Here is an 11,427-nt window from a genome sequence, read left to right on the forward strand (position 1 = left end):
CCATCTACGTCCCGTGATCTGCTGCAGTCTCTCTCGCGCCCGGCCGCCGATGCTTGACTCGCTCGAGATCGCCCTCGCCCGCCAGCCGATCTTCGATCGTGCGGACCGGCTCGTCGCGTACGAGCTGCTCTACCGCGACAGCGCACGCGCGACGGCCGCCGTCGGGGCGGACTCGACGCGCATGTCGAGCGACACGATCACGCGCACGCTGCTCGGCATCGGCCTCGCCCGCGTGACCGGCGGCCGGCGCGCGTACATCAACGTCGACCGGCCGATGCTGCTCGACGGCAGCATCCACGTGCTCGACCCGCAGCAGGTCGTGATCGAGCTCCTCGAGTCGGTGACGTGCGACGACGAGACGCTGCCCGCGTGCGAGGCGCTCGTCGCGGCGGGCTACACGCTCGCACTCGACGACTACGTGCACGATCCGGCCAACGAGCCGCTCCTGCGCCTCGCGCGCATCGTCAAGATCGACGTGCTCGGACGCGCGGACGACGAGCTGCGCGCGGCGCTCGCGCAGGTGCGGCCGTTCGACGTCTGCTGCCTGGCCGAGCGCGTGGAGACCGCCGCCGCGCGCGCGCGCTGCGCGACGCTCGGCTTCGAGCTGTTCCAGGGCTACTTCCACGCGCGCCCGGAGCTGCTGGCCGGCCGGGAGGTGCCCGTGCAGCAGGGCAATCTCATCCGCCTGATGAACGTGCTGCGCGATGCGGAGACGAGCGACGCGCAGGTGGAGGAGATCTTCCGGGGCGACATCACGCTCGCCTACAAGCTGCTGCGCATCGTCAACTCGGCGGGCAGCGGCCGCGCGGGCGTCGAGTCGATCGGGCACGCGATCCGGCTGCTGGGGCGCGCCACGCTCCACCGGTGGCTCGGGCTCCTGCTCGTCTCGTCGTTCGCGACGGCGACCGGCGTGCGTGCGGAGCTGGTGACGGGCGCGATGCTGCGCGCGCGCTTCTGCGAACTGCTCGCCGAGGCCGCAGGGCGACGGCGCGAGGGCGGCGCGCTGTTCATGGCCGGACTCTTCTCGATGCTCGACGCGCTGATGCGCGTGCCCATGTCCGAGGTCGTCTCGCGCCTCGAGCTGACGACGGAGCTGCGCGAGGCGCTGCTCGCGCGCGAGGGGCCATACGGGGCGGCGCTGCGGGTGGCGGAGGCGTACGAGATCGGCGCGTGGGACACCGTCTCCAGCGGCGCCGAGTCGCTCGGCGTGTCGCTCGACCTGCTGCCGGTGCTGTACGTGGAGGCCCTGTCGTGGGCGCAGGAGCGCGCGTCGGAGGCGGCGTCCGCGGAGCCCGCGGAGAGAGGGGCCGCCGCGTAGGCATGCCGGCGCGACGAGACGGGGCCCGCTGCAATCGCAGCGGGCCCCGTCTGCACGTCACGTCGCGCGCGATCCGGCGGCGAGCCACCGCCACGCCGCATCCTCGTCGGTGAACACCGCGAGGTCGGCGCGGACCACTCCCTCGACCATCTGCTCGAACTGGCGCGCGCGGCCGAAGTCGGCCGGCGACTTCATCACGAGCGCGGAGCGCGCGGCGCCGATCTGCTGATCGTGCGCCCGGTGGTTGTCGGCGGCGGCGAGCATGTGCTGGTACCCGGCGTCGCCGAAGTCTAGGTCGCGATGGTCGAACAGCACCGGATGGCCCGGACGCCATTCCGGCCGGCTCACGATGTCCTCGACCATGCGGGCGTGGGCCGCATGGTCGAACACCCCGCTCGTTCGCACGATCGCGGCGCCGCGCGCGTCGTCGAACTCCACCGTCCACCGCATGCGTCAGACGTTGAACTTGAACAGCATCACGTCGCCGTCCGCCACGACGTACTCCTTCCCCTCGCTGCGCACCGCGCCCTTCTCGCGCGCGCCCTTCCAGCCGCCCATCGACACGAAGTCGTCGTAGCCCACCGTGTCGGCCTTGATGAAGCCGCGCTCGAAGTCCGTGTGGATCACGCCCGCCGCCTTCGGCGCGGTGTCGCCGCGGTGGATCGTCCACGCGCGCACCTCCTGCTCGCCGGCCGTGAAGTACGTCTCGAGGCCGAGCAGGTCGTAGCCGGCGCGGATCAGGCGGTCGAGCCCCGCGCTCTCCAGCCCCAGCGACGCGAGGAAGTCCGCGCGGTCCTCCGCGGGCAGCTCGGCCAGCTCGCTCTCGATCTTGGCGGAGAAGGGGACCACGCTCGCCAGCTCGCCGCTGGCGACGATCGCCGCGCGCAGCGCCTTGAGGTGCGCGCCCTCGTCGCCCGTCAGCTCGGCGTCGGTGACGTTGGCGGCGTAGAGGATCGGCTTGACCGTGAGCAGCGAGAGCGGCTGCAGCGTCGCCTTCTCGTCGTCGGTGAGCTTCGCCTCCCAGAGCCCGCGGCCGTCCTTGAGGAACTCGTACGCGCGCTCCAGCACCGCGACCTCCGCCTTCGCGTCGGCGTCGCCGGTCTTGGCCGCGCGGCGCGTCCGGTCCAGGCGCTTCTCGACCGTCGCGAGGTCGGCCAGCGCGAGCTCGAACTCGATCACCTCGCGGTCGCGCACCGGGTTCACGTCGCCCATCACGTGCAGCACGTCGTCGTCGTCGAAGCAGCGCACGACGTGCACGATGGCGTCGGTCTCGCGGATGTTGGCGAGGAACTGGTTGCCCAGGCCCTCACCCTGCGACGCGCCCTTCACGAGGCCGGCGATGTCGACGAACTCGACGACCGCGGGCACGGTGCGCTGCGGCTTGACGACGTCCGCCAGCCGGTCGAGGCGCGCGTCCGGGACGTTCACGCGGCCGACGTTGGGGTCCTTGGTGGCGAACGGGTAGTTCGCCGCCAGGACGCCCGCCGAGGTGAGCGCGTTGAAGAGCGTCGACTTGCCCACGTTGGGGAGGCCGACGATGCCGATGCGGAGCATGGACTATCCGTTGGAATTGTGCTTGTTCATCGCCGCCAGGATCCCGTCCCGCAGCCACGTCTCGCTCGCGTCCACGAGCTTCGGCATCAGCGCGACGACCTCCTGCCGCTCCACCGCGTCGAACGGCGAGAGCACGAAGTCGGCGAGGTTGCCGATCTCGCGCGCCTCGTCCACCGGCTTCGTGCCGATGCGCAGGCGCCCGTAGTTCTGCGAGCCGATCTCGCGCTCGATCGACTTGAGGCCGTTGCTGCCGCCGGCGCCGCCCTGCGGACGGAGGCGGTAGCGGCCGACCGGGAGCGCCACGTCGTCGCACACCACGAGCAGGTCGGTCGCGGGCGCCCAGAACGGCTTGCGCAGGTAGGTCCGGAGGACCGTCCCGCTGAGGTTGTAGTACGTCTGCGGCTTGACCAGGCGCACCTTGAGCGAGCCGACCAGACCGGTGGTGGTGAGGGCGTCGCCGTCCTTCCGCCAGCCGTCGAAACGCCAAACGTCGGCCAGGTGGTCGAGGACCCACCAGCCGACGTTGTGGCGCGTCGCCTCGTACTCGCGCCCGGGGTTGCCCAGTCCGAGGAGGACCTTCACGGCAGCTCCGGGTGCGCGGGCGGTTACTCCTCGGCCTTCTTCTGGCGGATGACCTCGGGCTCCGCCGGGCTGGCGGCCGTCGTCTCCTCCGAGGCGGCGGCCTTCGAGCCGGCCACCGAGCACACGGTCGCGTCGGCGTCGTCGAGCACCGTCACGCCGGCCGGCAGCTGCAGGTCGCGGACGTGGAGCGGGTGGCCGATCGTCAGCTTCGAGATGTCGACGTCGACGTGGTTCGGGATGCTCGCCGGGTCGACCGAGATCGAGATCTCGCGCATGACCTCCTCGAAGATGCCGCCCTGCTCGCGGACGCCGATCGCGGTGCCGACGAAGACGAGCGGGACGTTCACCGTCACCTTCTCGCCGGCCACCAGCTCCTGGAAGTCGACGTGCAGGATGTGGCGGCGGACGGGGTGGCGCTGGATCTCGCGGATCAGCGTGCGGGCCGTGCCGCCACCCAGGCCGAGCTCGACGACGGTGCTGGCAGCGGAGATGCGGCCGAGGAGGCGCTCGAGCTCGCGCGCGTCGACGGTGATCGACTCGGCGGCGCGGTTGTGCCCGTAGACGACGGCGGGGATGCGGCCGGCCGCGCGCAGCTTGCGCGCGACGCCCTTGCCGGTCTCCGAGCGCGGCTCGGCGGCGAGATTGGTGTTCGCCATGGAAGGCGTCCTTGTATCCGGAAGTCTGTGTCGGAAAACGGGTTACCCTCAGCCGTAGCACCGGATTGCCGACGGCCGCCTCTCACCCGCAGCCGAACAAGCTAAACCGATACGGCGAAAGACGATAGGGCGGAGGACGGTGAAGCGGAGGACGGAAGGGCGTGAAACGAAGAGGCGGACCCTTCGAGCTTGAAGCCTCAAGCGAAGGTCCGCCGTTTCGTATCGCGCCGTATCGACTTCCGCGGTTCCGTTCTCCGCCGTTCCGTCCTCCGCCTCCTCGTTCTCCGCCGTAGCGCCTACCGGCGTCAGTCGAAGAGGCTCGAGACGCTCTGATCGGAGTGGGTAAACCGGATCGCCTTCGCCAGCAGCTCGCCCACCGACAGCACGTGCAGCGAGTCGAAGCGGCGCTCGGGCGCGATGTTGATCGTGTCCGTCACCGTGACCTCGACGATCGGCGCCTCGCTCAGGCGCTGCTTCGCGGGGCCGGAGAGCAGCGCGTGCGTCGCGCAGACGTAGACCTCGCGCGCGCCCAGCTTGATCAGCGCCCGCGACGCCTCCGACACCGTGCCGGCCGTGTCGATCATGTCGTCGACGATCAGGCACGCGTGCCCGTTGACGTCGCCGATCACGTTCAGCACCTCGGCCACGTTCGCCTTCGGGCGGCGCTTGTCGATGATCGCGAAGCCCGCGTCGAGCTGCTTCGCGAAGCCGCGCGCCATCTTCGCCGCGCCGACGTCCGGCGCCACCACCACGAGGTCCGCGAGCTTCTTCTTGCGGTAGTGGTTCACCAGCACCGGGCGCGCATACAGGTGGTCCACCGGGATGTCGAAGAAGCCCTGCAGCTGGTGCTGGTGGAAGTCGATCCCGAGCACGCGGTCGGCGCCGGCGGTCTGGATCATGTTCGCCACCAGCTTGGCGCCGATCGCGACGCGCGGCTGGTCCTTGCGGTCCTGCCGCGAGTAGCCGTAGTACGGCATCACGACCGTGATGCGGGCGGCGCTCGCCCGGCGCGCGGCGTCGATCAGGAGCAGCAGCTCCATCACGTTCTCCGCGGGCGGGTTCGTCGGCTGCACGATGAAGACGTCCGCCCCGCGGATGTTCTCGTCGAGGCGGACGAAGATCTCACCGTCGGCGAAGCGGGTGCACGTCGCCTTCGTGAGCTCGAGGCCGAGCTGGCGGCTGATCTCCTCCGCGAGCGGACGGTTGCCGGTGCCGCAGAGGAGCTTGTAGCCCGGCTTCGCGGGCGTCGTGGTCTCGACCGCGGCGGGCTTGGAAAGCACTTGGGAAGCCACCAGGGATCTCCAGGGAGTGCCGCGCCGCCGCCGGAACGCGGCCGCGCGTGCTGCAACGTCGGGATTGCCCCGCGTGGATTCGAACCACGATCACCGCATCCAAAGTGCGGGGTCCTGCCGTTGAACGACGGGGCAAGCGGGGCGAAGTCTAGCCGCTCACGGAAACCGGAGCAACGCGAGTGGCGGTGCGCGTCTGGACGATCGCGAAGCCGCGCGGCGCCCGGCTCGCGCCCTCGTCCGCCTCCTCGCCGCCGTCCGCATCGTCGTCGGCGTCGGCCGTGACGGCGGCGTCATCGTCCGGCTCCGCGTCGTCCGCGCCCGGGCCGCGCACCTCGAACACGACCTCCACGCCGTCCAGCGGCGTGAGGAGGAAGACGGTCGCCCCAGAGCCCGACATGAGCGCGATCGGCGCCGTGTCGCCGCCCGCCGGGTCGCGGCGCGCGGGCTCGCCGTCGGTGTGATGCAGCGCGTCCACGCGCCGCGTCACCTGGTCGAACATCTGCCGCACCGCCGCGAGGTCCTCGCGCTGCGGGAAGACGACCTCCTCGAAGTCGTTCGTCGCCACGAGCGCGACGTCGTCCCAGCGCGCCAGCCGGTCGGGCGTCCAGAGGATCGGCCGTGGGCGCGTCGCGTCGCCGCGGCGCGCGGCCAGCGCCGCGTACGCCGCCGCGGTCGACACGCCCTCGCCGAACAGCGCCAGGTGCACGCGGCGCGACGGCAGCGCGGGCAGCGCGAGCATGCGCTCGCCGCGCCCCCACGCCAGCGCGAGCGGCGCCTCGGTCGCGAGGAACGGCACGTCGGCGCCGAGCGGCGCGGCCAGCGCCAGCAGCTCGCCGGCCGAGAGCGGCCGCGGCGCGAGCGCGTTCAGGCAGCGCAGCACCGCGCCCGCGTCCGCGCTCCCGCCGCCGAGCCCTCCGCCCACGGGGATGCGCTTCTCGATCTCGATCGCCCAGCCGTCCGGCCACCCGGCCGCCGCGTGGTACGCCGCCGCGGCGCGCCAGGCGAGGTTGCGCTCCGTGGGGCCGAGATCGTCCGCGCCGCCGCAGTCCAGCGACCGTCCCGACACGCCGACGCGCACGCGCACGTCGTCGCCGAGCTCCAGCCGCTGGAAGAGCGTCTCGAGCTGGTGATGGCCCGACGCCTCGCGGGCGAGGATGCGCAGGAAGAGGTTGACCTTCGCCTGCGCCACGACGTGCGCCTCGCGCACCGCGCTGCCGGTCACGGCGCGGTCAGGCGGGGCGCTCGCCGACGCGCGCGGCGAGCGGTGACGCGGCATCCGCGCCGCCGGGCGGGCCGCCGGCGTCGGACACGTCGCGCAGCCGCAGCCCCAGGCGCGCGAAGTAGATCGCGCCGATCACCGTGATCGGGATGAACGTCAGGATGTGGTAGCCGAGCGCCCAGCTGATGGCGAGCGTCGACGGCACCGCGTAGACGGAGAGGCCCATCACCGCCGCGCCCTCGAACACGCCGAAGAAGCCGGGCGACGACGGGACCGCGACCGCCATGCCGAGCAGCCCCTGGAGGAAGAGGGCCGCGGAGTACGGCACGTCGATGCCCACGGCGCGGAAGCCCAGCCAGAGCGCGAGCGCGTGCACCAGCCAGTGCACGACGGTCCACCCGAACACCGCCGCGAAGCGCGCGGGATGGCGCAGCGCGCCCAGCCCGTCGGCGAACGCGCGCAGCGCGGCCGCGCCGCGCTCCTCGACGCGCGGCAGCACGCGGCGCGCGACGGCGCGGAACGCGGCCTCGAACAGGTGCGGGAGCGCGATGAAGCTGTAGAGCCCCACGAGCAGCACGACGACGGCGACCGCGCCGCCGCGCGCGAGCATCGGCACCGACTGGCCCGCGAGCCGCACGTCGGGCGGGAACGCGGGATCGAGCAGCGCGCCGAACATCAGCAGCAGCAGCACGATCGCGTCGAACACGCGGTCCACCGCCAGCGAGGCGAGCGACGCGGGGAAGGCGACGCGCGGCACCTCGCGTGTCAGCGCGTACGCGCGCGCCAGCTCGCCGGCGCGCGCGGGCACCACGTTGTTCACCATCATCCCGATCGCCGTCGAGCGCCACAGCGGGCCGAACGCGATGCGCTGCGCCACGGGCTCGAGGATCGTGCGCCACTTGCGGGCGCGGATCGGGAAGATCGCGGTGCCCACCGCGGTCGCCGCGGCGAACAGCAGCCAGTCCGACTGCGCGAGCGCCTCCCACACCTTGCCGAGCGGCGCCTCGTGCAGCGCCCACCACAACAGGAGCGCGCTCAGCGCGAGGCCGAGCGCGCTCCGCCAGTCAGGTCGCATCGGATGCGTGTCGATTTCGAGAACGACGCCGTCAGTCGACGGCGATCAGGTCGAGCAGGTCGTACAGCTCGTCGAGCAGCGCGGCGTCGGGCGGCGGCGCGCTCGCGCGCAGCTGGTCGCGCACGGCGCGCGCGCGGTCCAGCGCGGCGCGTCCACGATACACCAGTCGCTCGACGGGGATCACCTCGTCGTCGGCGCCGGCCGGCGCCGGCGGTTCGACGAGGCCGGCGTCGCTCGGGCCGGTCGGCTCCAGCTGCGTCGAGCCGGCGAGCGAGGCGGAGAGGCTCGCCATCCCGCTGATGCCGCTCTCCAGCAGCGCCACGAGCGCCGCGCCGGTGGCCGGCTTCGCCGGCGACGTCGCGGAGGCTGCCGCCGCGGGCTCCGGCATCGGGGCCGCGACCGCCTCCGCCCGCGACGAGGGCGCCGGCACCGCGGGCTGCGGCCGTGCCGGCGTGGGACCGTTCCGGCCGCTCGCGGCGCCGCCGACGGCGCTCATGCCGCCCGTCGGCGTCGCGCGCGCCCAGGTCGCGCCCGCGCTCTCGATCAGCGCCCCCGCGGCGCCGTCGACCGTCTCCAGCGCGCGCTCGTCGAGCGCCGCCAGCGGGGCCTCGCGCGCGGCGCAGAAGTTCACCACCGGGCGCACGTCGTAGCTCTCGGCCAGGTCGCGCAGGTCGCGGAGCGCGGCGCGCAGGTCCTCGCCCAGCGTCAGCCGCGCCGCGTCGTCGCGGGCGGGGGAGCGCTTCGCCTCCGCGATCGCGCGCCGCAGCGCGGACGCGAGCGGCACGGCCGCCTGGCGGAAGCGCTGGTCGCCGGTGATGGGCGGCGAGGGCGCGCGGTGCAGCACGTGGTCGCCGCCGTCGTCGGGCGCGAGCGCGCGGATCGGCACCACGGCGTGCGGGCCGTGCGCGTCGGCCGCCGCGTGCGCCGCGGGGCCGAGGAGCGTCTCCAGCCGCTCGGCGCGGGCGTGCGCCTCGGCGGAGTCGCTCGCGCTCCAGGCGCGGGCCGCGCGCAGCAGCCGCCGGAACGACTCGACCGACGCGGCGAGCGCCTCGGCGGCGCCGGCGTTCCACGACAGGCGCCCCTGCTGGACCGCGGTGCCGACGCGCCCGAGCGCCTCGGCCAGTGCGGCGAGGTCGGGCTGGCGGGCCATGGTCGCCGCGCCCCGCAGGGCGCGCGCGCTGCGCACGAACGGCTCGGCGTCCGGCGGGCCGCCGAAGGCCGCGCCGGCGGCGCCGGCGAGCCAGGCGTCCATCCGTTCGAGGTACTCGCCGGCCTCGAGGGCGAAGAAGTCGACGATGCCGCGGGGGTCCGTCATGCGTGGCGCGCGGGGCGGGAAGGGGAGCCGGAGGGGGACGTGCGGTCGCGCGGAGGGGGCGTGCAGTCGTCGTGCAGGCGTCGTGCGGTCGGGCGCTAGCGTCGGGCGGCGTCCATCGCCGCCCGGATCTCGCGCACGCTCGCCTCGAGCCCGACGAAGAGCGCGCGGCTGACGATGGAGTGGCCGATGTTCAGCTCCTCCAGCTCCGGGATGGCGGCCACCGGCCCGACGTTCGCCACCGTGAGCCCGTGCCCCGCGTGGGCCGACATCCCGAGGCGGACCGCCAGTGCGGCGGCCGCGTCGAGCGCCGCCAGCGGGCCAGGATCGCCCGGGTGGTGCGCGTAGGTCCCGGTGTGGAGCTCGATCGCGTCGGTGCCCAGGTCGGCCGACCGACGGACCATCTCCGCGTCCGGATCGATGAAGAGACTGGTACGGATGCCCGCGCGTTTCATCTCCGCGATCGCCCGGCCCAGCCCCCTGGGGTCCGCCGTCACGTCGAGGCCCCCCTCGGTCGTCACCTCGGTCCGCTTCTCGGGGACGAGGGTGACCTCGTGCGGACGCAGGCGCAGCGCGATTCCCACCATCTCGTGGGTGCAGGCCATCTCCAGGTTCAGCACCGTCCGGATCGACGCGGCGATCGCATCGATGTCCGCGTCCTGGATGTGCCGGCGGTCCTCGCGCAGGTGCGCGGTGATGCCGTCCGCCCCCGCCGCCTCGCACAGCAGCGCGGCCGCCACCGGATCCGGCTCGGCCGCGCGGCGCGCCTGCCGCACGGTGGCGACGTGGTCGATGTTGACGTACAGCCGCTGGTGCGGGGCACGGACGCGCGGCACTGTGCCGTCGGCGGCGGGGAGGGCGTCTGGCATGTGGAGGCGGCCGGCGGGTGTGGGTACCCGGGCGAGTCCGTCGCCCGCGAGCGGGGGCTGCTAGCTTTGCGGGACCACGAACCCGAAGAGGAGATGCGCGTGCGAAAGATAGTCGGCTCGGTGCTGGTCGTCGTCGCCACCGTCGGACTGCCCGCCTGCCGGAGCGCCGCGCCGGCGCCGTCCGCGGCGCCGGTCGCGCAGGCCGGCCCCGGCGCGGGGACGCCGAGTGCGGCCGTCGAGCGGTTCCTGGAGGCGGCACGCGCGACCGAGGTGACGACCATGGCGCAGCTCTTCGGCACCACCGGCGGCCCGATCACCGAGCGCGAGCCGGCCGAGGCGGTCGAGAAGCGGATGCGCGCGCTCGCCTGCTACCTGACGCACGACTCCGCCCGCATCCTCGAGAACGTGCCGGGCGTGGGCGCCGGCCGCGCGCTCCAGGTCGAGCTCAGGCAGCGCGAGCTGACGCGCCGCACCCGCTTCTCGGTCGTGCCGGGCCCGGGCGGGCGCTGGTTCGTCGAGCAGTTCGACATCAACGCGCTCTCCGACTTCTGCCGGCCGGTCCCGCCGCGCTGAGCCCGCTGATCGGCGGCGCCCTTGGCGCGCCGACTAGTATTCGGTCAGCTCGACCAGCACGCCCGCGGTCGCACTCGGGTGCAGGAAGGCGATGCGCTTGCCCTCCGCGCCCAGCCGCGGCACCTCGTCGATGAGCCGGACGCCGGCGGCCCGGCAGCGCTCCAGCGCGCCGTCCAGGTCGTCGACCGCGAAGCAGACGTGGTGGATGCCGGGGCCCCGCTTGGCGATGAACTTGCCGATCGGCGACTCCGGCCGCGCGGGCTCCAGCAGCTCGACGAGCGACTCCCCCGCGGCGAGCCCGGCGATCCGGGCCCCGTCCGCGTCGTCCAGCGGCACCTCGGGCATCCCGAGGACGTCGCGGTAGAACGGGAGGATCTCGTCGAGGCCCGGCACGGCGATGCCGATGTGGGCGATGCGGGTGCCGCGGCGGGGCTGGTCGGACATGGGCGTGGGCTCCGGCTCGGAACGGAAGGGGCTGGAGCGGCACAACTTACACATGACGCGCGCGGGGTCGCACCCCGCCCGTGGAGGATCAGATGGCGAACGCGATCGCGGTGACCGACGCGGACTTCGAGTCCGAGGTCGAGAAGCACGAGGGACTGGCCGTGGTGGACTTCTGGGCGACGTGGTGCGGCCCGTGCCGCATGGTCGCGCCGATCGTCGAGCAGCTCGCCGCGGAGTACGAGGGGAAGGCGAAGGTGCTGAAGCTGGACGTCGACACGAACCAGCGGACGGCCACCAAGTTCAACATCCGCTCGATCCCCCAGATCCTGTTCTTCAAGGACGGCAAGCTGGTGGACACCGTCGTCGGCGCCGTGCCGCGCACGGTGCTCGAGGGCAAGTTCAAGCAGCACGCCTGATCGGCCTTGCCGGACGCGACGGGGCGGGTCCTTCCACGGAAGGGCCCGCCCCGTTCGCGTTCCGTCCCGCCCGTGACGCGGCCCACCCCCGGCGCGCGCTGCTCCGCGCGCGGGGTG

General features: G+C 73.6%; 13 protein-coding genes and 1 tRNA gene. 3 read left to right on the top strand and 11 right to left on the bottom strand.

The window, feature by feature from the left end:
- Window positions 1-49: 49 nt before the first annotated feature.
- Window positions 50-1,318, top strand: coding sequence for an EAL and HDOD domain-containing protein (locus rosag_RS14250; RefSeq protein WP_284350814.1), 1,269 nt, complete (start codon window positions 50-52; stop codon window positions 1,316-1,318).
- Between the two features lie 57 nt (window positions 1,319-1,375).
- Here the strand turns inward: rosag_RS14250 and rosag_RS14255 are convergent, their stop codons facing one another.
- The 10 genes from rosag_RS14255 to rosag_RS14300 form a co-directional block, all read right to left on the bottom strand.
- A complete protein-coding gene (locus tag rosag_RS14255; protein ID WP_284350815.1) occupies window positions 1,376-1,768 on the bottom strand; it encodes a hypothetical protein in 393 nt (130 codons plus the stop codon).
- 3 nt (window positions 1,769-1,771) lie between these two features.
- Complete coding sequence (gene ychF / locus rosag_RS14260) at window positions 1,772-2,872, bottom strand: redox-regulated ATPase YchF (RefSeq protein ID WP_284350816.1); 1,101 nt, start codon at window positions 2,870-2,872, stop codon at window positions 1,772-1,774.
- Window positions 2,873-2,875: 3 nt separating this feature from the next.
- Window positions 2,876-3,454 (bottom strand): aminoacyl-tRNA hydrolase, encoded by a 579-nt coding sequence (gene pth, locus rosag_RS14265; protein ID WP_284350817.1) that lies wholly within the window; start codon window positions 3,452-3,454, stop codon window positions 2,876-2,878.
- 23 nt (window positions 3,455-3,477) lie between these two features.
- Window positions 3,478-4,110 carry a 50S ribosomal protein L25/general stress protein Ctc gene (locus rosag_RS14270; protein WP_284350818.1) on the bottom strand — a complete coding sequence of 211 codons (633 nt, stop codon included), beginning with the start codon at window positions 4,108-4,110 and terminating at the stop codon, window positions 3,478-3,480.
- Between the two features lie 305 nt (window positions 4,111-4,415).
- Window positions 4,416-5,390: a ribose-phosphate diphosphokinase gene (locus rosag_RS14275; RefSeq protein WP_284350819.1), complete on the bottom strand. Its 975-nt coding sequence runs from the start codon at window positions 5,388-5,390 to the stop codon at window positions 4,416-4,418.
- A 76-nt stretch (window positions 5,391-5,466) separates the two neighbouring features.
- Window positions 5,467-5,537 (bottom strand) — tRNA-Gln (locus tag rosag_RS14280).
- A 13-nt stretch (window positions 5,538-5,550) separates the two neighbouring features.
- Window positions 5,551-6,624, bottom strand: a complete 1,074-nt coding sequence (gene ispE, locus rosag_RS14285) for a 4-(cytidine 5'-diphospho)-2-C-methyl-D-erythritol kinase (protein WP_284350820.1) — start codon at window positions 6,622-6,624, stop codon at window positions 5,551-5,553.
- Window positions 6,625-6,631: 7 nt separating this feature from the next.
- A complete protein-coding gene (locus tag rosag_RS14290; RefSeq protein WP_284350821.1) occupies window positions 6,632-7,696 on the bottom strand; it encodes a lysylphosphatidylglycerol synthase transmembrane domain-containing protein in 1,065 nt (354 codons plus the stop codon).
- Window positions 7,697-7,727: 31 nt separating this feature from the next.
- On the bottom strand, window positions 7,728-9,011 hold the full coding sequence (locus rosag_RS14295) for a hypothetical protein (RefSeq protein WP_284350822.1): 1,284 nt from the start codon (window positions 9,009-9,011) through the stop codon (window positions 7,728-7,730).
- A gap of 95 nt (window positions 9,012-9,106) precedes the next feature.
- Window positions 9,107-9,877: a pyridoxine 5'-phosphate synthase gene (locus rosag_RS14300; RefSeq protein ID WP_284350823.1), complete on the bottom strand. Its 771-nt coding sequence runs from the start codon at window positions 9,875-9,877 to the stop codon at window positions 9,107-9,109.
- A gap of 99 nt (window positions 9,878-9,976) precedes the next feature.
- Here rosag_RS14300 and rosag_RS14305 point away from each other — a divergent pair, with 99 nt between their 5' ends.
- On the top strand, window positions 9,977-10,450 hold the full coding sequence (locus rosag_RS14305; protein WP_284350824.1) for a hypothetical protein: 474 nt from the start codon (window positions 9,977-9,979) through the stop codon (window positions 10,448-10,450).
- Between the two features lie 33 nt (window positions 10,451-10,483).
- On the opposite strand, the gene mce is transcribed toward rosag_RS14305, so the two are convergent.
- Window positions 10,484-10,894: a methylmalonyl-CoA epimerase gene (gene mce / locus rosag_RS14310; protein ID WP_284350825.1), complete on the bottom strand. Its 411-nt coding sequence runs from the start codon at window positions 10,892-10,894 to the stop codon at window positions 10,484-10,486.
- A 92-nt stretch (window positions 10,895-10,986) separates the two neighbouring features.
- Between mce and trxA the strand changes: the two genes are divergently transcribed.
- The gene (gene trxA, locus rosag_RS14315; protein ID WP_284350826.1) at window positions 10,987-11,310 is read left to right on the top strand and encodes a thioredoxin; all 324 of its coding nucleotides are present in this window, start codon (window positions 10,987-10,989) and stop codon (window positions 11,308-11,310) included.
- Window positions 11,311-11,427 lie beyond the last annotated feature (117 nt).

The sequence above is a fragment of the Roseisolibacter agri genome, assembly GCF_030159095.1.
GTDB classification, from domain to species: Bacteria; Gemmatimonadota; Gemmatimonadetes; order Gemmatimonadales; family Gemmatimonadaceae; genus Roseisolibacter; species Roseisolibacter agri.

What these genes read in the sequence shown, in the direction of transcription:
- rosag_RS14250 (WP_284350814.1), top strand. Translation starts at nt 50, where the DNA reads ATGCTTGACTCGCTCGAGATCGCCCTCGCCCGCCAGCCGATCTTCGAT.
- rosag_RS14255 (WP_284350815.1), bottom strand. Translation starts at nt 1,768, where the DNA reads ATGCGGTGGACGGTGGAGTTCGACGACGCGCGCGGCGCCGCGATCGTG.
- ychF (WP_284350816.1), bottom strand. Translation starts at nt 2,872, where the DNA reads ATGCTCCGCATCGGCATCGTCGGCCTCCCCAACGTGGGCAAGTCGACG.
- rosag_RS14270 (WP_284350818.1), bottom strand. Translation starts at nt 4,110, where the DNA reads ATGGCGAACACCAATCTCGCCGCCGAGCCGCGCTCGGAGACCGGCAAG.
- rosag_RS14290 (WP_284350821.1), bottom strand. Translation starts at nt 7,696, where the DNA reads ATGCGACCTGACTGGCGGAGCGCGCTCGGCCTCGCGCTGAGCGCGCTC.
- rosag_RS14295 (WP_284350822.1), bottom strand. Translation starts at nt 9,011, where the DNA reads ATGACGGACCCCCGCGGCATCGTCGACTTCTTCGCCCTCGAGGCCGGC.
- rosag_RS14300 (WP_284350823.1), bottom strand. Translation starts at nt 9,877, where the DNA reads ATGCCAGACGCCCTCCCCGCCGCCGACGGCACAGTGCCGCGCGTCCGT.
- mce (WP_284350825.1), bottom strand. Translation starts at nt 10,894, where the DNA reads ATGTCCGACCAGCCCCGCCGCGGCACCCGCATCGCCCACATCGGCATC.
- trxA (WP_284350826.1), top strand. Translation starts at nt 10,987, where the DNA reads ATGGCGAACGCGATCGCGGTGACCGACGCGGACTTCGAGTCCGAGGTC.